This is a genomic window from Candidatus Neomarinimicrobiota bacterium, assembly GCA_017656425.1.
Classification (GTDB): domain Bacteria; phylum Fidelibacterota; class UBA2242; order UBA2242; family B5-G15; genus JACDNV01.
In genome coordinates, this window is record JACDNV010000018.1 from 1 (window position 1) to 22,973 (window position 22,973).

Here is a 22,973-nt window from a genome sequence, read left to right on the forward strand (position 1 = left end):
TGTCTACATTTTGAGTACAAAAGCCAAATCTGACAAAAAGCGATTTTGCATTTTTAAATTTGCATTCTGCATTCTACATTAAGCCATTGCACTTAACACTATATTTATTCACTAATGGAAATATAGTTAAAAACGGGTGTGTAATGATATTTATAGGGTGGAGTAGTAAAAAATTATCAAAATAAAATTATCGATGTGGTAATTTTAATACCGTTATAAATTTCATATTTAATTATATATTGTTAATCTTTGTTACTTACTGTAATTTTGAGGTTTTGAGGATTGATATTTGGGGAATTATGAAAAGTTCAAAACAAATCAGAAATGAGTTCTTGGAATTTTTTAAAGGAAAAGGGCATGAAATTGTAAAAAGTTCACCTGTTATACCGCAAAATGATCCCACCTTACTTTTTACAAATGCAGGGATGAATCAATTCAAGACAATATTTTTAAACCTCGAGAAACCGAAATATAAAAGAGTTGCAAATGCACAGAAATGCATACGTGTAAGTGGAAAACACAACGATCTAGAAGAGGTAGGAAAGGATACATACCATCATACATTTTTTGAAATGCTTGGTAACTGGTCATTTGGTGATTACTATAAAAGGGAAGCCATACAATGGGCGTGGGAGCTTGTAACAGAGGTATGGAACCTTGATAAAAAGAGATTGTGGGCTACCGTATATAAAGGTGATGAAGAAGCCGAGCGCCTTTGGAAAGAAGTTACAGATATATCACCTGAAAGGGTTTTAAGATTTGGAGAAAAGGATAACTTTTGGGAAATGGGAGAGACAGGTCCATGTGGACCCTGTTCGGAAATTCACTACTATATTGGTGACATGCCTGAGTCGCAAAGTGCTGAGAAAATAAACTCCGGTGATCCAGAGTATATAGAAATATGGAATCTAGTTTTTATTCAATATAATAGAGTGGAAGATGGTTTATTAACTCCATTGCCTATGAAGCATATTGACACTGGTGCTGGACTGGAACGAATAGTTGCGATAATCCAGGGGAAAAAATCAAACTATGATACGGATCTGTTTAAGCCATTGATTGATGCGATAGAAGACATTACGGGAGTTAAATATAACGAAGAGAATGGTGTGTCACATCGTGTTATCTCTGACCATGTGAGGATGCTTTCATTCGCAATAGCCGATGGTGGATTACCTTCTAATGAAGGTAGAGGGTACGTTATAAGGAGAATACTAAGGAGGGCAGCTCGTTTTGGAAGAATTATTGGTATGCATCAGCCATTTATCTATAGACTGGTTGATATACTTGCCGATATAATGGGTGACGTTTATCCTGAAGTAAGGGAAAGAACTGACCATATTAAGCGTGTTATAAAATATGAAGAAGAGCTGTTTAACGAGGCTCTTGATAGAGGTTTGAATCTTTTTACAAGTATAGTTGAAAAAACAAAAAGTTCAGGTGGAAAGATTATAAATGGGGAAGACGTATTTAAACTTTATGATACATACGGATTTCCTGTCGATCTAACAAAATTGATGGCAGAGGAAGAAGGTTTAACTATTGATGAAAATGGTTTTAATAAGATGCTTGAAGAACAGAGGGAACGTGGTAGAGCATATTCTTCTTTTCAGGATAAATATGATATGAAGAAAATTGATTGGGTTTATGTTTCAGGTGTAGCAGATTCAGAATTTATCGGATATGAAAATATAGAATGTGAAGCTCAAATTGTAAGGTACCATTTTAGTGGTGATACTGCGTATCTAGTATTAGATAAAACTCCTTTTTATCCAGAGTCAGGTGGTCAAGTTGGAGATAAAGGTGTAATTGAAGGTAAAGGTTTTATCATTGAAGTAAACGATACAAAGAAAGCAAATGATTCTATAATCCACATAGGAAAACTAAAGCAAGGTGAAAGAAAAATTGATGATAACAAAGTTATAGCTAAGGTTAATAAGGAATTAAGAGATGCAACAAAGAGGAATCATACTGCTACTCATTTACTCCATCGTGCTCTGATAATAACTCTTGGAGAGCATGTTCATCAGGCTGGTTCGCTTGTTGAACCTGAAAGGTTACGCTTTGATTTTACACATTATGAAAAACTAACTGATGAACAAATAGAAAAAATTGAAGATATAGTGAACCGTATTATTTTAGAAAATAGAAAAGTGATAAAAACATATAAAAAGTTTGATGAAGCAAAAAAAGATGATGTAATTGCTCTTTTCGGTGAAAAATATGATGAAATCGTTAGGGTAGTTGAAGTTGAGGGTTTTAGCAAAGAACTTTGCGGAGGTACTCATGTGGACTATACGGGGGAAGTTGGATATTTTAAAATTTTAAGTGAGACATCTGTTGCTGCTGGAGTAAGAAGAATTGAAGCTGTAACAGGCATGGAATCAGTAAAAGTATCAAGAACTTATAGCAAGATTATAAAGTCGCTGGAAGAAAAATTTGGAATTTCCCATAAAGAACTAATAAAAAGAGTGGAAAAACTTATCGAAGAAAATAAAGCCCTAAAGAAGAGGGGGATAGGGTTAATCAATACCGATGATTTGAAAATAAAAGAAGTAGACAAACAGAATTTGGGAGAATTAACAGTTGTAAGTAAATATTTTTATGAATTAGATGAGAGAATGCTAATGGAAATAGCCGACAAAATAAGAGAAGAAAATAGAAATTGCATTGGTATACTTGGAACTATTATAGACGGTAAACCAAAAGCTGTAGTAACTATTACAGACGATGTTATAAGTAAATATAAAATAAAAGCTGGTGACATTGCCAAGGAAATTGGTAGCATTATGGGTGGTGGAGGAGGTGGTAAATCTCATATCGCAACAGCTGGCGGAAGAGAACCAAGTTTAATTCACAAAGCGCTGAAAAAATCAATAGATATAATAAGAGAAGTTTTAGATAAAAATTGAGACTTTGAATGGAAAAATTAATTTTTGAATATTCAAAAGAGGGTAAAATTGGTTATTCTTTACCGGAATTTGACTACAAAGAAGTAGAACAACTTATTCCTGATGAGTACTTACGTATTAAGGAGGCAGAATTACCTGAAGTATCTGAGCCAGAAGTTGTTAGACACTTTATTAAACTATCAACTTTGAATCATCATGTGGATAAAGATTTTTATCCGTTAGGTTCCTGTACAATGAAATATAACCCTAAAATTAATGAAAAACTTGCTTCCTTATCCGGATTTACAGAGTTACATCCACTTCAAGACGAATCTTCAGTTCAGGGAGCTTTGCAAATAATGTATGAACTGGAAAAATATTTGTGTGAAATTACTGGGATGAATTCTGCTACATTGCAACCGGCGGCGGGCTCACATGGAGAACTAACAGGCGTTATGATAATGAAAAAATATCATAACAAGAAAGGAGAGAATAGAGAATATATTCTGGTTCCTGACTCTGCCCATGGGACAAATCCATCCAGTGTTAGCTCATGTGGTTTTAAAGCATTATCGCTCAAGACTGATGAAAATGGAATGGTCGATCTGGAAGATTTGAAAGAAAAAATGAATGAGAATGTAGCCGGTTTAATGTTGACAAATCCGAATACACTTGGAATTTTTGAAGAAAATGTTGAAAAACTCTCAGAGATCGTACACTCCTATGATGGTATAATGTATATGGACGGAGCAAATCTTAACGCTTTACTCGGTATTGTGAGACCCGGTGATATGGGATTTGATATTGTTCATATTAATCTTCACAAAACTTTTTCCACACCTCATGGTGGTGGAGGACCGGGTAGTGGTCCGATTGCTGTATCAAAGAGACTTGAAAAATTTCTACCTGTTCCTCGGATTGTTCTAAAAAATGGTAAATACAGTTTTGACTATAATAGACCTGATTCCATAGGTAAAGTTTTATCATTTTATGGAAATTTCGGAATAATTGTAAGGGCTTATGTCTATATAAGGATGATGGGAATTGAGGGATTAAAAAAGGCATCCAAAAATGCTATAATAAATGCTAATTATTTAAAAGAAAAGATAAAAAAATATTATGAGGTTCCCTATGATAGACCATGTATGCATGAATTTGTCGCATCAGGAAAGAATTTAAAGAGGTATGGAGTTAGGACACTTGATATAGCTAAACGAATACTGGATTTTGGTATGCATGCACCGACGATCTATTTCCCTTTAATAGTGCCTGAGGCTTTAATGATAGAGCCGGCTGAAACTGAGAGCAAAGAGACACTTGATAGATTTATTGACGTTATGATTAAAATCAGAAAAGAGGCAGAGGAAAATCCTGATTTACTTCATGAAGCACCTCATAATACCCCTGTCAGTAGGGTAAACGATCTAAAGGCAAATAAGGAATTGAAGGTCAATTGGTATAAAGATAAAGGTGGTGAATTATGAAATATAAAAAAAGTGGAAATGTATACATAGTGAAGATTGATAAGGGTGAATCAGTTATTGAGAAACTTATGGAATTTGCAGAAAATGAAGAGATTGTCAGTGGTAAAATTTCAGGTATTGGTGCTATTTTTGATCCTGTATTGTCCTATTTTGATGTAAGTAAGAAAGAATATAGAACAAAGGAATTCCATGGGGAATATGAAATGGCATCATGTCTGGGAAATATCGCTTTGAAAGATGGAGAGGTTTTTGTTCATTTACATGTTGTCCTTTCAGATGGTGATTTCAAAACGATAGGAGGTCATCTTAATTCTGCGAAAATTTCAGGTGCGGGTGAATTTTTTATCATTCCAACTATTGAAATAAATAGAAAATACGATGATAATGTTGGTCTTTTTATATGGGATTTATAAACAAAGAGGTTTTTAAATGTGTTCAAAAAAGATAGTAAAGACAGATAAGGCTCCTTCTGCAATAGGTCCTTACAGTCAGGCAGTAATTTCAAATAATTTTATTTTTACTGCTGGGCAGATTCCAATTAATCCAGAGACAGGCAGGATCGTTGATGGTGGTTTTAAAGAACAGGTTAGGCAAGTTCTAGAGAATATAAAAGCAATTATAGAAGCTGCAGGTAGCAATATAGAGAATATTGTTAAATTAACGGTATATTTGACTGACCTTAGCTTTTTTGGAGAATTAAATGAGGTCTTTAATGAATATTTTTCTGATAATCCACCTGCAAGGTCAGCTATGCAGGTTTCACGTTTACCAAAAGAGGCTATGATAGAAATAGATGCAGTTGTAACTCTCAAATAGGGGTGTATTTATTGAAGAAGAAATTTGCGATAATTGTAAATCCAATTGCAGGGCGAGGAAGGACGTTAAAAAAATTGAAAGTATTAAAATCTCTAACTGACAATGCGAAATATGCGGATTTCGATTTCTATTTTACCGAATATCCACAGCATGCCACACAAATAGCTGAGGCAATACACAAGAATTATGACGCAGTACTTGCGTTTGGTGGAGATGGAACTGCTAATGAGGTTATGAATGGGCTCATAGGTACAGATACCCCATTTGGAATAATTCCTCAGGGAACTGGTAATGATTTTGCTCGCAGTATGAAAATGAGTTTTGATATAAAAGAGACTATTGAAAAGATATTAAAATTTAACACAAGAAAAATAGACATTGGTAGTATCGGAGATAAATTTTTCTTAAATGGTGTTGGAATCGGATTTGATGGATACGTAAGCCACGTAGCAAAGAAGATAAAAATACTAAAAGGTCCAATAATATATTTTACAACCATATTATATTGCATGCTGGTATGGAAAGCCATTCCCATTCACCTTGAAATAGATGGTAAACATTACGGGAAGATGCATGTCTTCCTTCTTGCAGTAGGCAATGGAAATTATATTGGCGGGGGCTTGAAACTTACTCCAAATGCAGTTGTAGATGATGAAAATTTTGACATTTGTAAGATCGATAACCTTCCAATATTTAAAGTCATTTTCAACCTATTTCGCCTTAAAGATGGGACAATAGAAAGAATAAAAGAAGTTAGCATTCTAAGAGGTAAGAGTTTGTTGATAAGAAGTCATCTGAATTTACCAATACATTATGATGGTGAGCTATTCCAGAGCCAGGGTAAAGATGTAAAAATAACCATTTATCCAAAATCGGCACTTGTAATTTCAGGATGAAATATAACTTAAAAACAATTATTATTATAATTATTGCTATAGATAAAATTTTATTATCGGCCGATACGACGGATATCGATACAATTAGTTCAAAAAAAGCTCTAATTTATTCTATAATGTTTCCCGGAATGGGGCAGATATATTTAAAGAAGTACCATAAAGCAGTATTAATGATTTCTGCGGAAGCATTTTTTATCTACAAGGCTTCATACTATCATAAGATAAATAGATATGTTGACAGGACTATTGATATAGTAGGTCCAGAGGTGTGGTTTTCTCTATCAGAGGATGCGAGGAAGGATTCTATAAAAAAATACACAGGATTTGATCTGAACTTGAGTACATGGAGACCAAGAGAAAAAAGGAATAAATATGTATGGTGGGCTGTAGCAACATATCTTTATAATATACTTGATGCGTATGTCGATGCTGAGTTATATTATTTCCCCGAGGAAACTAAATTTAGATTCTTCTATGATCCAATTAAGGGAGTGGGTGCAAAGTTTGTTATAAACTTTTAGGAGGTATAGTTTAATGGAAAGGGAAAGATGGTCTTCCAAGGTTGGATTTGTGCTTGCTTCAGCTGGTTCAGCAATAGGTCTTGGAAATATCTGGAAATTTCCATATTTGGTGGGTGAAAATGGAGGGGCTGCATTTATATTTATATATTTGTTGAGTGTTTGTATAATTGGTCTCCCAGTTCTAATTGCGGAGATTTTGATTGGTAGAACTGCTCAGAGAAATCCAGTTGGAAGTTTTCGAGTTTTAACAAACGGAAATAAATTCTGGACATTAGTAGGCTATATGGGAATTTTTGCTGGCTTTATAATATTAAGCTATTACAATATTATAGCTGGTTGGAGTTTCGGTTATTTTATAGAATCTTTTCGTGGTTCTTTTAACAAACTTATAACCCCAGATCAGGCTTCAGAGTATTTTAAAATTTTAAGTAATAATCCCCTTTGGACGCTTTTATATCATGCCATCTTTATGGCATTCTCTACAATCATAATTTTCTTTGGTATTAAGAAGGGAATAGAAAAATCAGCAAAGATAATGATGCCACTTTTATTTATCTTGATTATTGTATTGGTAATAAGAGGCGTAACATTGATTGGATCAAGAGAAGGTGTAAACTACCTGATAAAGATAGATTTGCATCGTATAGATAGTAAAACCTTTTTAATGGCGCTAGGACAGGCTTTTTTCTCATTAAGCCTTGGAATGGGGGCGTTGATGACCTATGGTAGCTACATGTCTAAGGAAGATAATTTACCTTCTTCGGCTTTAAATATTGTTCTACTAGATACTCTTGTAGCACTTGTATCAGGATTTATGATTTTCCCCGCACTTTTTGCAATGGGACAGGAGCCAAATCAGGGGATCGCTCTAATATTTTATATATTACCTGTTATATTTAATTCCATACCAGGTGGGTATATATTCAGAATATTTTTCTTTCTATTACTTTCCCTTGCAGCTCTTACATCAACAATATCACTATTTGAGGTGGTAACATCATTTGCAATAGACGAACTGAAAGCAAATAGGAAAAAATGTGTGATCCTCATTGGGTTATTAGTTTTTGTTATTGGTATTCCAAGTGGCTTGTCTTTCAGTGTATTCAAAAATTTTAAGATTTTTGGAATGACATTTTTTGAGTTTTTTGATTTTATTGCAGCAAATATATTATTGCCGACAGGCGGGATATTGATATCAGTTTTTATTGGTTGGTATTGGGGTAAAGAAAAGGCTATAAGGTATCTAATACAGGGAGTTAAGAGGTTTCCAGAGCCTCTGCTGAATTGCTGGTTTATAGTAGTCAAATATCTTGCTCCTGTTTTAATACTCCTTGTATTTTTTACAGGCTTGGGTATATTATGAAAAAGTATTTCCCTTGCATCCTGGTATTAATCATCATTTTTATTCTTTTTCATAGTCCGCTGGTTTGTAATCAACGGGATAAATGGTTAGCTTTTGACAAATATCAGCATTTGACAGCTTCATTCTTCTTAGTGACGGCTAACTATTATTTTTTTAACAGGTATAATGATTATTCTTCTCAAAACGCAAAGAAATATTCAGCTATAGTTACTTTTAATATTGGATTATTAAAAGAATTTTATGATAGGTACTATAAAAAAACTTATTTCAGTAGAAAGGATTTAGTTATTGATATGGTTGGAATTGGATTGGCTTTGATATTTGTTAATAACTTATGAATAGTGAAATAGAATATGTAGGTTGCATACATATCCATACTATTTATTCCGACGGTTCAGGGAATTATGAAGATATTATTAGCAAAGGGATAGAAGCGAACCTTGATTATCTTATGTTTTCTGACCATATGACATTACAACCCAAAAGAGATGGTTATGGTGGCTGGTATAATGGTCTTTTTGTAATTGTAGGGTATGAAATTAATGATAAAGATGATAGACATCACTTTCTTGCTTTTGGTATTGATGAAGAGTTGCCGAAAGATCTATCTCACGAGGAATATATTGAAAGGGTTAAAGCCTTAGGTGGATTGGGTATTGTTGCTCATCCTTTTGAAGAAAGAGATATTGAACATGCATTACCTGGTTATCCGCCGGCACCATGGGGAAATCTTGATTATAAAGGAATAGAAACAATAGAAATCTGGAATATGATGTCTCACTGGATGGAGAAAACAACTATAAGGAATAAATACTGGAATGCGATTCATCCTCGAAGTTTTTCTACATTTCCTAAAAAGAACCTGCTTCAGTGGTGGGATAATGTAAATAAAGTTAGGAAAGTAACAGGAATCGGTTCTGTTGATGCACATGCAATTAAAGTAAAAGTACTGGGACTTTTTTCTAAATCAATTTTCGATTATAAAATAATGTTTAAATCAATTCGCACTCATCTATTGCTCGATAAGCCAATTTCAAAAGAAAAGTCCATAAAGGAAAATGAAAAGTTGATTTTTAATGCAATAAAAAATGGTAGATGTTTTATATCAAACTATAGACGAGGTGACGCCAGGGGATTCAGGTTTTGGGCTGAAAATGAAGGCAATATTTATCATATGGGTGATAGGGTAATAAGTAATGATGTAACGCTTAAAGCAATATTACCAGATAAAGCCGTTTGTAAAGTCATAAAAGATGGGAAAGTGTTTTATAAAAATGAAATAAATACGTTAAATTTGGATGTACCTAGTGGTATTTATCGGCTCGAAGTGGAAAAGGAAGGAAGAGGCTGGATTTATACAAATCATATAAAGGTAATTGGAAATTTTGAAAGGTGAAATGATATGTGTGGGATAGCAGCTGTTTATGGTAATCAAGATGCGTCAAATCTTGTATACCTCTGTCTATACGCATTGCAACATAGAGGGCAGGAAGCGGCAGGAATAGTATCATGTAATGGTGAAAGACTCCATATAATTAAAGATTTTGGGCTTGTTTCTGAAGTATTTGATACTCAAGAAAAATTTGGAATTCTTAAAGGTAATATTGCTGTAGGACATGTAAGATATTCCACCCATGGGGAAGCCACTTTATTGAATGTACAGCCATTAGTTTTTAATTATAAAGGGCACAATATTGCAATAGCTCATAATGGTAATCTTGTAAATCTTAAAAAGTTAAAAAAAGAACTTGAAGATAATGGAGCTATATTTCAAACAACAAGTGATACTGAATTTATAATACATTTAATGGCTCAGTCAAAGGGTGACACGATTGAAGAAAGACTGATAAATGCATTGAGAAGAGTTGAAGGAGCCTACTCTTTACTTATAATTGTTGATGATAGATTATTTGCCATTAGAGACAAGTATGGGTTTAGACCATTATGTATGGGAAAATTAGGCAATTCGGTAGTTTTTGCTTCAGAAACCTGTGCTTTTGATCTTATCGGTGCAAATTATGAGAGAGATGTCTATCCTGGGGAAATGATTATCGTTGATTCAACAAAAGTAAGGTCAATTCAGTTTGAGAAACCAATACCCCATTACTGTATTTTTGAATATGTATACTTTTCACGTCCTGATAGTAAGATATTCGGTGAGAACGTAGATAAAGCAAGAAGAAAACTTGGTAAAATATCCGCATTGGAAAGTCCGGTTAAAAATGCTGATATAGTATTTTCAATACCTGACTCGAGTAATACCATAGCACTTGGGTATGCTCAAAAGTCTGGTATCAGGTTTGATATAGGATTAATAAGGAATCATTATATAGGTCGAACATTTATCCACCCACATCAGACAATTAGAGATTTTTCTGTTAAAGTAAAATTCAATACCATCGCTGGTATAATAAAGGATAAAGTTTGTGTTGTAGTAGATGATTCTATTGTTCGTGGTACAACATTGAAGAAATTGGTTTCCCTTATAAAAAAAGAGAATCCAAAAGAAGTACATATTCGTATAGGTTCACCTCCAATAAGATTTCCTTGTTATTACGGTATGGATTTTCCATCTCAAGAGGAGTTAATAGCATTTAAAAAAACGGTTAATGAGATTAAAGAATATCTTGAAGTTGATTCACTTGAATATTTGAGTGTGAAAGGTTTACTTGATGCGATGTCATTTCCTCCTGAGGATTTTTGTACTGCATGTTTTACAGGTGATTATATTATTCCAATAACTGAATATAAGAAAAGTAAGGAAGATATATGAAGCTTAAAGTACCAGAAAGATTAGTAAAGCCTTTAGATTATTTGTTTATTTTTAGGCCGACACTATTTTTCCCTGTATGGATAATTACTCTTGCTGGATATTCTGCATTTTTTACTTCTAAAAATGAAACATTGTGGTGGGTTACAAATTTTAACTTGAAAATAGTTCTAAACTTGCTTTTTGTTACAGTGCTTTCAGGCGCAGTGTTTATCTTTAATCAGTTAAAAGATATTAATACTGATAAGATTAATAAAAAATTGTTTTTAGTGTCAGAGCAATACGTAAATCCGGAAACTGCAAGTAAAATTGCGATTATCTCCTTAATAATTTCATATATTTATTTTATTATTACTTTCCAATTCATCGCTCTGGTCATATTGATTTTGTTTGGTGCTTTATGGGGATATTTTTATAATTTTGAACCTTTCAGACTAAAAGATAGACCAATTCTTGGATTTTTTGCTAATATTGGTGGAAGCCTCTTACTTTTTGTTGCTGGCTGGAGCACGGCAGGAGCATTAAATTTCGACACTTTATTATTTTCGGTACCTTATGTTTTTGCATTAAGTTCTGTAACTCTATTGACAATGCTTCCTGATTATAATGGTGATGCAATATCAGGTAAAAATACATTTCCAGTAAAATATGGTAAAAGTATAACAATTTATTTGTCAGTTATTTTTGTATTCCTTGCGCTTATTTTTGGAATTTATGTAGATGATCCTGTTATAAGTCTACCATCTTTACTTTCCATACCTCTTTTTGTAATATTATTGTTTAAAAATAATCTACCATCGATATTTCGGTGTATAAGATATCCGATTCTATTTTTGGGGCTTACTTTATGTGTGCAGTTTCCATATTTCTTTATATTATTAGCATTAAATTACTATCTGTCAAGGATTTATTATACATCAAGATTTAATCTTGATTATCCTACATTTAAAGTTGATTAGATATCAATTAGTTAGAGGTTAATTATGATTGTTGTAAATGAATCATTGTGTGATCTTTGCGGAACCTGTATAGGAGTATGTCCACAAAACTGCATGGAACTTTTTGAGACAAGGATTATCATTGATAATGAAAAGTGTATCGAATGCCTTAATTGTGTTGATATATGTCCATTCCGAGCAATTAATCAACAAAAAGAAGAGGACGTTAGGGTATGATCAATAAAGATGTATATGATGTTATTGTTATTGGTGCTGGACCAGCAGGTTCAATGGCGGCTTATTATTCAAAGAAAAATGGTGCAAATAGTGTTCTTCTTCTCGAAAGGGACCGTGAAATAGGCGTACCTGTGCGATGTGGCGAAGCTGTAAGTGAAATGTCCTTGAAGAAGTTTGTTCCTGACATTGACTTTAGGTGGGTTGCAACAATTATTAGTGAGGTGAGATTTGTTTCCCCAAATGGCTATATAGTTGACGCATATATACCAGGTAGAGGATTTATCCTTAATAGAAGGATTTTTGACCACTACTTGGCTAATGAAGCATCAAATATTGGGGTTGAGGTTTTGACGAGGGCTAATGTCAGAGAGGTTTCGGATTTTGAGAATGGTTATAGGAATGTATATATAGATGTTTTAGGTGAAAAGTATACAATAAAAGGTAGAATTGTAATTGCTGCAGATGGTGTAGAATCTCGAATAGCAAGAATGGTTGGTATCAATACATATGTACAAATTAAAGATATGGAATCCTGTGTACAAATGCATTTAGGCAATATTAATGTTAAATCAAATAGGATAGAGTTTTATCTATCAAAAGAGCTTGCACCAGGTGGCTATCTATGGGTTTTCCCGAAAGGAAAAAGGGATGCGAATGTTGGTCTTGGAATCAGTGGTGATTTTTCAAATAGCAAACATGCGATAGATTATTTAACCGAATTTGTTAAGAATAGATTTCCGGGTGCATCGATACTAACCATAGTAGCTGGTGGGGTACCATGTACTAAACCTCTTGAAAAATTGGTAGGCGACGGATTTATAGTCATTGGAGATGCTGCTAGACAAGTAAATCCTATGACAGGAGGGGGTATATCTCTAGCCTTAGCATCGGGTAAAATGGCGGGCGAATTAGCTGGTGAGGCAATAAAGGAAAATGATTGTAGTTCAGATTATCTAATGCGTTATCAAAAGAATTGGTTAAAGAAATATGGAGGTGAACAAAAAAGATATTATAGATTAAAAGAATTTATCAGAACCCTTGAGGATCAAGAACTTGATGATATTGCAAAGAATCTATTCGATACGCCACCAGAAAAAGTTACGTTAACAAAAATATTTACCCTTGCAGTTAGACGCAAACCTTCTCTTTTAGTGGATGTAGCGAAAGTGTTTGCTGGATTATAAAAAATGGATATAAAATGGGAAGATCTTGGTCTCGAATCCTTTGTTATAATGGATTTTGAGACTACAGGTTTAAATCCCTGTACCGACTCTATAATAGAATTTGCCCTTGCAAGGTACGAGAAGGGAGTTCTAAGAGAAAAGTTTTCTTCCCTTTGTAAACCTGATTCTGAAATACCAGAAGAAATAACAAAAATTACCGGTATTACAAATGATATGGTGAAAAATAAGCCTAACTTTAGAAAATTTGTTAAAGACATTATCGATTTTATTGGATATCAACCAATTATTGGTCATAATATATCTTTTGACTTGAGATTTTTTAAAGCACAATTGGATAGGATGAACATAAAAATTGATTTTAGCGACTTTTTAATTATCGATACGTTATTACTTTCAAGGACATTTTTATTTTATTTACCAGGATTTAGCCTTTCATCAATTTGTTCAAGTTTAGACATTAAAGGATTTGAGTTTCACGGAGCTGTCGATGATGTAACTGCAACGGGTGAAATTTTTAGTAGAATAATACCAAGCGTTTTGAGTTTTGAAGAAGATGTGTTGAAAGTTTTATACTATATACTAGAAGATACTAGCGATCCACATAAATACTTTTTTAAAAAAATTATTGATTATAGAATCCGAAATAGCTTTATGATTAATCAAAATCATAGCGAATGTGATTGGATAGCGCCTGAAAATATTATAGAGAATGATGATAATAACTGTCAACTGTCATCATTGCAGAACGTATATAGTTATTTCAAAAAAGATAGTCAAATAAAGGCACTAATTGAGGGTTTTGAAGAGAGGGATGAACAAATTTCAATGGTAAATGACATTGTAGATGCACTTGAAAATGAAAAGTTTGCAATAATAGAAGCAGGTACTGGTGTTGGTAAAAGTTTAGCCTATTTATTGCCAACTCTAATCTGGTCAGGTTTGAATAAAAATGAAAAGGTGGTGATAGCATGTAATACAAAGGCACTACAGGGGCAGCTATTTTATAAAGACATGCCAATTCTATTAAAAGACATTAAACTGCCCGGTCGTGCAGTGCTTTTAAAAGGAAGAGGTAATTATATTTGTTTAACGAGGTGGAATAGAGTTTTAGACAATTTACAGAGGTATCTAGGAAGCTACAATAGAACCGGAATTTTGCCTATAGTAACTTGGCTTTCAAAAACTAAAACAGGTGATATATCAGAAAATTCAGGTTTCTTAAACTCAGATGGATATTCAAATGTCTGGAAGGAGATATGTTCCATGCCCGGCTACTGCACAACCTCTGTTTGCAGTAAATATAATGGCTGTTTTCTGGGGAAGATAAGGCGAAAATTAAATGATTCAAACCTGATAATTGTAAATCATTCACTACTTTTATCTGATACTGGAATGGGTAAAAAAATTATCCCAGATTATTCTGTGCTTGTTATAGATGAAGCGCATAACCTTGTAAAGAATACCTACGATAGTCTAACCGTTGAGATTTCTCTAAACGAAATAAGGAGTTTATTGGATAGAATTTATAATGCCAGAAAAGAAAAACATGGGATACTAGATGAGATAGAAATACTATCAAAAAGAGTAATCTTATCCGATGAGTACGTTCGCATAGAAAAATATTTTGATAATGCTAAAGATATGATAGATAAATTAAAACCTTTATTTTTTCAACTATTTGCTGAAATGATTGCTGTTGTTAGAAGGAAGATAGATGATTTTGAAAAATTCCTTTCTTATGGTGATAAAAAAAGATATAAAAGTTTTGTAGATGTCTTTGGCAATCATATAAAAGAAAAAATTGATTCCTTAATCTTAGCATCGAGAAATTTATATGAAACCCTTAATAAAATTTATGAGACATTGAATAGTACACTGTTTAAGTTTGGTATTCATGATAACGAAATAGTGGTGGAATATAGAAATACCATAGATAACCTTTGTTCATTAGTTGAGGCTATGGAAATAGTAGCGAATGATGAGGCGAGTGAAGATTTTATAAAATGGTACTACATAAAAGGAGATGGGAATGAGTATAATCTGAGCCTTAATTATTCAAAATTTGATGTATCAGATTATTTGTATTCAAATCTATTCAATGATTTGAAAACGGCAATATTAACATCTGCTACAATCAGAGTTAATAATGAGTTTGAATATTTTCTGGATAGAACTGGTTTGAATAAAATTGATAAAGACAGGATAATTACAAGTACTATAAGTTCACCCTTTGATTATGAAAATCAACTGGTATTTTTTAGTTATCATAGCGATAAAAACGAACTTAATTCATTAAATGAGTTATCAAATCTGATAATCGAATTGAGTATTACGTATAGAAAAGGTACACTCGTTCTTTTCACGTCAATAGAAGCGATGAAAAGAGTTTATGATAAAATAAATTCAATATTATCATCAAATGGAATTGAGGTCCTGGTACAAACAAAACGTATATCAAAGGAGGTTTTACTAGATAGGTTCAGGAGAAATAAAGGATCTGTGCTACTTGGGACTGATATTTTCTGGGAAGGAATTGATATTGTTGGTGATTCATTACAGATATTGATTATTCAAAAATTACCATTTGATGTACCATCTGATCCTTTAGTGGAAGCTTACTGTGAGAAGCTGGAAAAAGATGGCAAAGACTATTTTATTGATTATTATATTCCTGAAGCAATTATTAAATTTAGGCAGGGGTTTGGAAGACTAATAAGGTCAAAAAGTGATATAGGAATTGTTATTAATTTTGACAATAGAATTGATACGAAATATTACGGTAGATTTTTTAAAGATGCATTACCTGTTAAGGTAGTGAAGGTTCGCGGAATCGGAGCAACCTTAGAATTGTCGGGCAGATTTTTTAGCTCTCGGGAATAGTAGATGATAAGAAAAATATTTTTTGTTGCCTTATCTGGCATTTTAGCCATAAATATACTGGCTCAAGAGAAAAAATTCCTGACTGTAAGGGATATATATGAAGATCCGGCTTTAAACAATAAGGAATTTTATAGTTTCAAATTCGCATGGAAGGGAGATACTGAACATCTTACTTATTTCAAAACTGTGAATGATTCAGCAAAGCAGCTCGTCGGATATGATCCCGTAAGAAAAAATGAATATGTAATTCTGGACGGTAATGATTTAGTTGGTATGTTGACAATAGATGATATAAAAAATATACAATGGTCGCCCGATGGTGAAAATTTAGTTACAATAAAAGACAATGATATTTATATAGTTGATGTTAAAAACAAAAGATATAGAAGGCTTACAAAAGATGGTCGGAAGAAATCAGATGTAAGGTTTTCAAATAACGGTGAATACATAAGCTTTATCAAAAATCATAATTTATGGTTAATTGATTTAAAAACAGAAGAGCTTGAGCAAATAACCACCGAAGGTAATGATAGTATTTATTTTGGAGAACTTGATTGGGTATATCCAGAGGAACTCCAGATAAGTTCAGGATATTGCTGGTCTCCTGATGATAAATATATAGCATTTCTGAAACTGGATGAATCGAAGGTAGGAAAATACCCCATTATCTATCAGGATAGTATTTATCCTAAAATATACTGGGAATACTATCCAAAAGCTGGAACTGATAATCCAGGAGTAGAAGTTGGATTAATTAATATTAGTAACAAAAGGATTAACTGGATAACATTGCCATGGATTGATGTAGAATATATCGCACGTATAGACTGGGGTAGTAGTAATGAACTTTATATTCAGACATTAAACCGTAATCAAAATATTTTAAGACTTTATCGTTACGACATAAGAGATGGAAGAGTAAAGCTTGTTATTGAGGAAAAAGATCCATTCTGGGTAAACATAAAAGATTTATATTATTATTTTAAAGACTCAGATAGAATTTTATGGTATTCCGAAAGAAGCGGGTATACTCACTTCTACTTGTACGATAGTAATGGAAAATTGTTAAAAACCCTGACTTCTGGTGAATGGAATGTAACAAAACTTTATGGCGTTGATGAAGAGGAAGACTGGATTTATTTCGCCAGTACAAAGGATTCATATCTTGAGAGACATATTTATAGAGTCAATATCAAAAGCGGGAAGATATATAGACTTGACGACAAACCAGGTACAAATGATGGTATATTTTCAAATAAATTGAATTTCTTTTTGTGTATAAATTCTAGACTTGATGAACCCTTAAATGCAATATTATGCGATAGCAATGGTAATAAAATTACTGATATATACAAGAACAAAAATTGGGACGAGGATAAATATTTAATGCCCGATTATCTTTTTGTAAAGATAAAATCCCATAATGGCGATTCACTCACAGGTGTTATGTTTTATCCCTATAATTTTAATCCTGAGAAAAAATATCCTGTCCTTGTTTATGTCTATGGTGGACCACACGTACAGGTTGTTCAAAACAGTTTCATTAATCCATGGCATCTATTATTAACGCAAAGAGGCTATATAGTTTTTTCATTGGATAACCGAGGTTCTGCAGCAAGGGGAAGAGATTGGGAGCGAAAAATATATCTAAGATTTGGGAAATACGAACTCGATGATCAACTTGCTGGTGTTGATTATCTAAGAAGTCTTCCATATATTGACACAAATAGAATCGGCATCTGGGGATGGAGCTTCGGAGGGTATATGACTTTGATGGCACTGACTAAGGAACCTGATGTATTTAAAATTGGCATTGCAATAGCGCCAGTAACTGATTGGAGATATTATGATACTATTTACACTGAAAGATATATGGGTTTACCTCAATACAATAAGGATGGGTATTATAATAGCTCCCCAATAAATTTTGTGAAAAATATAAAATCTAAATTATTTTTAGCACACGGGTTGACAGATGATAATGTTCATTTTCAGAATACAGAGCAATTTGTTAAAAAACTTATCGAAAATAATATACACTTCAAGTTCTTAGTGTATCCTGAGAAAAAACATGGTATACGTGGAGACAAAGCAAGAATTCATCTATTTGAAGAGATGACAAATTTTATAGAGGAAAATTTATAGTGAATTCTTTTAAAAATTACTCATTAAATATTTAATCTCTTGAAGGATTTCAATAAAAATATTTTTAATATTAAAAAATAAAATCATAGATTGATTTTAAAAATTTTATTGCCCGACTTGAGAAGATGGAATTTTCTATAATGACAAGTTCCCTGAATAATTGGAAAAATTATAATAAAATTGATAAAGTGGTAAATTTTATTCAGAAGCCATATTCTATGCAGGGACTCTTATCGAAAGTAAGAGAAGTTATAACAGATAAATAGTTAAAAGAGCTTGGATTATAGATTCTTACAATTTTGAAATTGCAAAATATTTTTATTAGTTTTATAATTGAAAGGTGATGGTAGTATTATTAACAATATTATGCTTTATAAGTGGTGCGGTCCCTTACTCATATATTGTAGGAAAACTGTTTATTAAAAAAGATATTAGAAATTATGGGGATGGCAATCCTGGATCTGCAAATGTTATAAGGGCTGGTGGATGGTTGATTGGATTGTTAGCAGCGATACTGGATTTTGGTAAGGGATTCATTCCAGTGATAATAATAAAACAGAATATGTCAGATAGTTCATTGGCGTTAATACCAATACTAATCGCTCCTATTTTAGGTCATGCTTTTACTCCATTTTTGCGTTTCAAAGGGGGTAAAGCAGTAGCTGTTACCTATGGTGTCTGGATGGCATATACAAATTTTGATGCCCTTCCATTTATTGGAATAAGTATGTTGATTTTTACATCGATACAAAAGCAGGATGCCTGGTCAGTCGTTGCTGGATTTTTAATCTTTGGGGCATATCCAATTTTTATTATAGGAAATACTGTCGCAATAAGTTTATTTCTAACTAACTTATCTATATTAATATACAAACATTATAAGGACCTTAAAGGTGGAATATTACCAAGGGACTGGGTGACTAAACTCATCGGGGTGGGGAAGTGAGCTCGACTTTACATTTAATAAGTGTTATAGCATTTCTTTCATCGCTAACCTTTCTACTTATTTCTATCAATAATCTATCAAATTTTAGAAGACTTGGCGAGTACAGACTGGTAAAAAGTTTGCCAAGACTATCTGTCTTAATTCCTGTACGGAATGAGGAAGAAAAAATCGAAAAATGTGTATTAAGCATTTTGAATCAGGATTATCCTGACTTTGAAGTAATAGTTTTGCTTGATAATTGTGAAGATAAAACTGAAGAAATATTGCATGATATTGCAAAAAAATATAAAAATTTAAAGATAATAAAAGGTCAGCCTTTGCCAGAAGGATGGTATGGAAAACACTGGGCATGTTTTCAATTGACAAATTATGCTAATGGTGATCTTCTGCTATTTACAGATGCTGATACGGTTTATAAAAGAAAAAATACTTTAAAGCTTGCAGTATCAGCACTTATTAAAGAGAATGCAGACTTATTAACTGGGCTACCAAAGGAAGAAGCATATTCCTTTTCAGAAAAGTTAGCGATACCATTTATCTCCTTTGGAATTCATACGATAGTGCCTATAAAATTGATATCAAAAATGAAAAGCCCGATAGCTACTGTTACCATTGGCCAATTTATGCTATTCCGCAGAGAGGTACTTGAAGATATTGGAGGATTTGAAAGCGTTAGGGATGAGATAGCAGATGATATTGCCCTAGGAAGAAAAATAAAAGAATACGGATACAAGTGGTATTTTATTGATATCAGTGATCATGTAAGCTGCAGAATGTATGAGGACTTAAAAAGTGTATTTCACGGTTTTGGAAAAAATTTATTTGGAGTTTTTAATTATAAAATTCTTACTTACTTCTTGGTATGGACTTTTGTCGCAGTAGTATTTCTTTGTCCTATATATATAATTGCATTGAAATTTTTAAAATATACAATAACTAAATCTGTCCTATATTACTCACTGGGGACTTTGACTGCGCTCTCCATTACCTTTTATATCCCTTATAATAGATTTAAATATTCCACAAGCCTGATTCTTCTATATCCAATTACTGTTACAATATGGATTCTAATGGCATTTTACTCATTTTATTCAACTATTGCTGGTAAAGCAGCTTGGAAAGGTAGAAAAGTCCTGAAACACGAAGTCCGCTGGCTATAGCCATAAGCGATGGGCAAAAATTTTATTTCTCTTGATATAGAAAAAAATTTATGGCAAAAAGGATATAAACATATTGCTGGTGTTGACGAGGCAGGTAGGGGACCTCTTGCCGGACCTGTAGTAGCCGCTGCTGTAGTCTTTGACCACGATGAATACATAGAAGGTGTAAATGATTCAAAAAAATTAAACCCAAAACGAAGAGAAGAGCTTTTTGAGGAAATTACAACTAAAGCACTTACCTACGGTATAGGTGTTGTTGATAATAATGAGATTGATAGAATAAATATTTTACAGGCTACACATAAAGCTATGCGAAAAGCACTTGGTAGTCTAAAACTGAAAATAGATTATATAATAGTTGATGGTTATGGACTACCCGAGAAAATTTATCCTCAGAAAGCTATACACGGTGGAGATAAACTGTCCTTTACAATAGCATCAGCTTCAATTCTTGCAAAGGTTTTTCGTGACAGATTAATGAGAGAATATGACAAAATTTTTCCTGAATATGGTTTTGGAAAACATATGGGTTATGGGACTAAGGAGCACATTGAAGCAATTAAAAAGCATAATCCAAGTCCCATTCATAGAAAATCTTTTTCCAGAGTTAAGGAATATTTGAATAACATTTATAAGAATAATAAAACCATTGGTAAATATGGTGAGCAACTTGCAGTGAAATATTTATTCGACAAAGGTTTTAATATTATAAAAAGGAATTACAGAGTGGGAACATTGGGAGAGATTGATATAATAGCACAAAAGGATGAATGTATATATTTTGTGGAGGTCAAGACCCAACTTAGTGATAGATTTGGTCCTGCTGAGTTTCGTGTCGACGAAATTAAACAGTCTCAAATAGCAAAAATAGCCGAACAATTTTTATTTGAACAAAGATATAAAACAAATCTTGATGTTAAATTTTCTGTCATTGCCATCGATCTGAAAAATAAAATTGAAAAAATAAGATTCTATCCTAATGCCTTTATAATAGAATAGCTCACCCGACGCCTAACTTTTTCTATAATTATCCCAATTTTTTAATTGTTAAACAATATAATGATTATAAATTATATGATGTATTTTTAATTTAATACGGTTGATGGTTGAAAATGGAAAAATAATATTAATTCATTCTTGTAGGGAATAAAGACAGGAGGCTGAATTAATGAAACACATTGGACTGGGAAAAATCAGTTATATAACAGTAGTGATAATAATTATTTCATTATGGCAGATGTTAATAGGGGATTCTGCCTATATTTATCTTGATAGTACAAAACAGGTAATCCAGGGATTTGGTGCAGCAAATATACAACCATGGCGTCCTGATATGACTGATGAAGAGATAGAAAAGGCTTTTGGTACAGGTGAGGGGCAACTTGGATTTACGATATTGCGAATTAGAGTACCGAATGACGAAGATCAGTTTAGTATGAATGTCAGAACAGCGAAGGCTGCCTATGAAAGAGGAGTGAAAATTATTGCATCACCATGGTCACCCCCAGCCTATATGAAAAGTAATAACAATGTAGTTGGTGGTAGACTTCTTGATGAATATTACGATGACTTTGCAGAGTATTTAAAATCCTTTGCTGAATATATGGCTGAGAATGGTGCCCCACTATATGCTATTTCAATTCAAAATGAGCCAGATATAAAAGTAGGATATGAATCATGCGATTGGACAGCAAGTGATATGGTAAAGTTTTTAAGGGAAAATGTTTCCATAATCAGATCGGAAGGTGTAAAAATTATGGCTCCTGAATCTTATCAATTTAGAAGAGAAATGTCAGATCCAATATTAAATGATTCTCTGGCATGTGCAAATTTGGATATAGTCGCAGGACATATTTATGGGGGTGGAATTGCTCCCTATCCTCTTGCAGAGGAGAAAGGAAAAGAAATATGGATGACTGAATATCTGATTAATAGCGGTAGTGAACCTACTGATACTGGAATTGATACTGGTTGGGCTGGTGCGATGCAAACCGCAAAGAGTATCCAGAGCTGTATGAATGTCGGTATGAGTGCTTATGTTTGGTGGTATATTGTTAGATACTATGGCCCTATTTCTGATGGAACTTTCGTTCCCAGAGGGAAGATTACAAAAAAGGGTTACGTGATGTCGCAATTTTCAAGGTTTATACGACCAGGGTACAGACGAGTTTACTCTACCTATATACCTCAGAGAGATGTATTTGTAACTTCTTATAAAGGCGATTCGATAAATAATAAAATTATAATTGTCGCTATAAATTCAGGTAGCGAAGATAAGCAACAAGATTTTATTATTAAAGATGGTATAGTATCAAAATTTACACCGTTCACAACATCCAGCGGTAAAAATTGCGAAAGAGGTGAAGATATAATGGTAACTGATAGCGCATTTTCTATAACCCTTCCGGCATCCAGTATTACCACGTTTGTTTCTGATGAGATAAGGGATGGTATTGTGGAAAACAGAAATGTATTGAATGAATTTCACCTATTTCAAAATTATCCAAATCCCTTTAATTCAGTTACGAAGATAAGGTATTCCGTTCTTGATAAGTGTTATGTTAAGTTAAAATTGTATAATTTATTAGGTAAAGAAGTTTGTACAATATTTGATGGTTTATCGAATAGTGGAACTTATGAAGTAATACTGGATGGGTCTAGCCTTGAAAGTGGTGTTTATATTTATACAATGGAACTTAATGGTAAAAAAGTATCAAAAAAATTATTGTTGATTAAATAAAT

The 22,973-nt window shown here is 33.0% G+C and carries 19 protein-coding genes; all 19 read left to right on the forward strand.

Annotated elements, in window-relative coordinates; genetic code table 11:
* Positions 1-299 precede the first annotated feature (299 nt).
* The 19 genes from alaS (at position 300) to H0Z29_10440 (ending at position 22,971) form a co-directional block, all read left to right on the forward strand.
* Positions 300-2,912, forward strand: coding sequence for an alanine--tRNA ligase (gene alaS / locus H0Z29_10350; GenBank protein ID MBO8131891.1), 2,613 nt, complete (start codon positions 300-302; stop codon positions 2,910-2,912).
* Positions 2,913-2,920: 8 nt separating this feature from the next.
* On the forward strand, positions 2,921-4,375 hold the full coding sequence (gcvPB, locus tag H0Z29_10355) for an aminomethyl-transferring glycine dehydrogenase subunit GcvPB (GenBank protein MBO8131892.1): 1,455 nt from the start codon (positions 2,921-2,923) through the stop codon (positions 4,373-4,375).
* Complete coding sequence (locus H0Z29_10360; protein ID MBO8131893.1) at positions 4,372-4,788, forward strand: DNA-binding protein; 417 nt, start codon at positions 4,372-4,374, stop codon at positions 4,786-4,788. Before gcvPB ends, H0Z29_10360 begins: the two co-directional genes overlap by 4 nt.
* 16 nt (positions 4,789-4,804) lie before the next feature.
* The gene (locus H0Z29_10365) at positions 4,805-5,191 is read left to right on the forward strand and encodes a RidA family protein (protein MBO8131894.1); all 387 of its coding nucleotides are present in this window, start codon (positions 4,805-4,807) and stop codon (positions 5,189-5,191) included.
* Positions 5,192-5,202: 11 nt separating this feature from the next.
* Entirely contained in the window at positions 5,203-6,087 is an 885-nt protein-coding gene (locus tag H0Z29_10370) for a diacylglycerol kinase family lipid kinase (protein ID MBO8131895.1), read from the forward strand.
* Positions 6,084-6,608: a hypothetical protein gene (locus H0Z29_10375; protein MBO8131896.1), complete on the forward strand. Its 525-nt coding sequence runs from the start codon at positions 6,084-6,086 to the stop codon at positions 6,606-6,608. The genes H0Z29_10370 and H0Z29_10375 overlap by 4 nt, the downstream gene beginning before the upstream one ends.
* A 13-nt stretch (positions 6,609-6,621) precedes the next feature.
* Entirely contained in the window at positions 6,622-7,971 is a 1,350-nt protein-coding gene (locus tag H0Z29_10380; GenBank protein MBO8131897.1) for a sodium-dependent transporter, read from the forward strand.
* On the forward strand, positions 7,968-8,309 hold the full coding sequence (vanZ, locus tag H0Z29_10385) for a VanZ family protein (protein MBO8131898.1): 342 nt from the start codon (positions 7,968-7,970) through the stop codon (positions 8,307-8,309). The genes H0Z29_10380 and vanZ overlap by 4 nt, the downstream gene beginning before the upstream one ends.
* Positions 8,306-9,367, forward strand: a complete 1,062-nt coding sequence (locus H0Z29_10390) for a PHP domain-containing protein (GenBank protein ID MBO8131899.1) — start codon at positions 8,306-8,308, stop codon at positions 9,365-9,367. The genes vanZ and H0Z29_10390 overlap by 4 nt, the downstream gene beginning before the upstream one ends.
* A 6-nt stretch (positions 9,368-9,373) precedes the next feature.
* Positions 9,374-10,744 (forward strand): amidophosphoribosyltransferase, encoded by a 1,371-nt coding sequence (locus tag H0Z29_10395; GenBank protein MBO8131900.1) that lies wholly within the window; start codon positions 9,374-9,376, stop codon positions 10,742-10,744.
* A complete protein-coding gene (locus H0Z29_10400; protein ID MBO8131901.1) occupies positions 10,741-11,700 on the forward strand; it encodes a UbiA family prenyltransferase in 960 nt (319 codons plus the stop codon). Before H0Z29_10395 ends, H0Z29_10400 begins: the two co-directional genes overlap by 4 nt.
* A gap of 24 nt (positions 11,701-11,724) precedes the next feature.
* Positions 11,725-11,916 (forward strand): 4Fe-4S binding protein, encoded by a 192-nt coding sequence (locus H0Z29_10405; GenBank protein MBO8131902.1) that lies wholly within the window; start codon positions 11,725-11,727, stop codon positions 11,914-11,916.
* Positions 11,913-13,100: an NAD(P)/FAD-dependent oxidoreductase gene (locus tag H0Z29_10410; protein ID MBO8131903.1), complete on the forward strand. Its 1,188-nt coding sequence runs from the start codon at positions 11,913-11,915 to the stop codon at positions 13,098-13,100. Before H0Z29_10405 ends, H0Z29_10410 begins: the two co-directional genes overlap by 4 nt.
* A 3-nt stretch (positions 13,101-13,103) precedes the next feature.
* Positions 13,104-15,980, forward strand: coding sequence for a DEAD/DEAH box helicase family protein (locus H0Z29_10415; GenBank protein MBO8131904.1), 2,877 nt, complete (start codon positions 13,104-13,106; stop codon positions 15,978-15,980).
* Positions 15,981-15,983: 3 nt separating this feature from the next.
* Entirely contained in the window at positions 15,984-18,125 is a 2,142-nt protein-coding gene (locus H0Z29_10420; protein MBO8131905.1) for a S9 family peptidase, read from the forward strand.
* Positions 18,126-18,468: 343 nt separating this feature from the next.
* Positions 18,469-19,071, forward strand: a complete 603-nt coding sequence (locus H0Z29_10425; GenBank protein MBO8131906.1) for a glycerol-3-phosphate acyltransferase — start codon at positions 18,469-18,471, stop codon at positions 19,069-19,071.
* Positions 19,068-20,231, forward strand: a complete 1,164-nt coding sequence (locus tag H0Z29_10430) for a glycosyltransferase (protein MBO8131907.1) — start codon at positions 19,068-19,070, stop codon at positions 20,229-20,231. Before H0Z29_10425 ends, H0Z29_10430 begins: the two co-directional genes overlap by 4 nt.
* A gap of 9 nt (positions 20,232-20,240) precedes the next feature.
* On the forward strand, positions 20,241-21,230 hold the full coding sequence (locus tag H0Z29_10435; protein MBO8131908.1) for a ribonuclease HII: 990 nt from the start codon (positions 20,241-20,243) through the stop codon (positions 21,228-21,230).
* A gap of 169 nt (positions 21,231-21,399) precedes the next feature.
* Positions 21,400-22,971 carry a T9SS type A sorting domain-containing protein gene (locus tag H0Z29_10440; protein MBO8131909.1) on the forward strand — a complete coding sequence of 524 codons (1,572 nt, stop codon included), beginning with the start codon at positions 21,400-21,402 and terminating at the stop codon, positions 22,969-22,971.
* Positions 22,972-22,973 lie beyond the last annotated feature (2 nt).

Coding starts and splice junctions, on each gene's coding strand:
- H0Z29_10425 (MBO8131906.1), top strand. CDS start 18,469: ATGGTAGTATTATTAACAATATTATGCTTTATAAGTGGTGCGGTCCCT.
- H0Z29_10395 (MBO8131900.1), top strand. CDS start 9,374: ATGTGTGGGATAGCAGCTGTTTATGGTAATCAAGATGCGTCAAATCTT.
- H0Z29_10415 (MBO8131904.1), top strand. CDS start 13,104: ATGGATATAAAATGGGAAGATCTTGGTCTCGAATCCTTTGTTATAATG.
- gcvPB (MBO8131892.1), top strand. CDS start 2,921: ATGGAAAAATTAATTTTTGAATATTCAAAAGAGGGTAAAATTGGTTAT.
- H0Z29_10435 (MBO8131908.1), top strand. CDS start 20,241: ATGGGCAAAAATTTTATTTCTCTTGATATAGAAAAAAATTTATGGCAA.
- H0Z29_10380 (MBO8131897.1), top strand. CDS start 6,622: ATGGAAAGGGAAAGATGGTCTTCCAAGGTTGGATTTGTGCTTGCTTCA.
- H0Z29_10390 (MBO8131899.1), top strand. CDS start 8,306: ATGAATAGTGAAATAGAATATGTAGGTTGCATACATATCCATACTATT.
- H0Z29_10375 (MBO8131896.1), top strand. CDS start 6,084: ATGAAATATAACTTAAAAACAATTATTATTATAATTATTGCTATAGAT.
- H0Z29_10405 (MBO8131902.1), top strand. CDS start 11,725: ATGATTGTTGTAAATGAATCATTGTGTGATCTTTGCGGAACCTGTATA.
- H0Z29_10420 (MBO8131905.1), top strand. CDS start 15,984: ATGATAAGAAAAATATTTTTTGTTGCCTTATCTGGCATTTTAGCCATA.
- H0Z29_10365 (MBO8131894.1), top strand. CDS start 4,805: ATGTGTTCAAAAAAGATAGTAAAGACAGATAAGGCTCCTTCTGCAATA.
- H0Z29_10410 (MBO8131903.1), top strand. CDS start 11,913: ATGATCAATAAAGATGTATATGATGTTATTGTTATTGGTGCTGGACCA.
- H0Z29_10400 (MBO8131901.1), top strand. CDS start 10,741: ATGAAGCTTAAAGTACCAGAAAGATTAGTAAAGCCTTTAGATTATTTG.
- vanZ (MBO8131898.1), top strand. CDS start 7,968: ATGAAAAAGTATTTCCCTTGCATCCTGGTATTAATCATCATTTTTATT.
- H0Z29_10440 (MBO8131909.1), top strand. CDS start 21,400: ATGAAACACATTGGACTGGGAAAAATCAGTTATATAACAGTAGTGATA.
- alaS (MBO8131891.1), top strand. CDS start 300: ATGAAAAGTTCAAAACAAATCAGAAATGAGTTCTTGGAATTTTTTAAA.
- H0Z29_10360 (MBO8131893.1), top strand. CDS start 4,372: ATGAAATATAAAAAAAGTGGAAATGTATACATAGTGAAGATTGATAAG.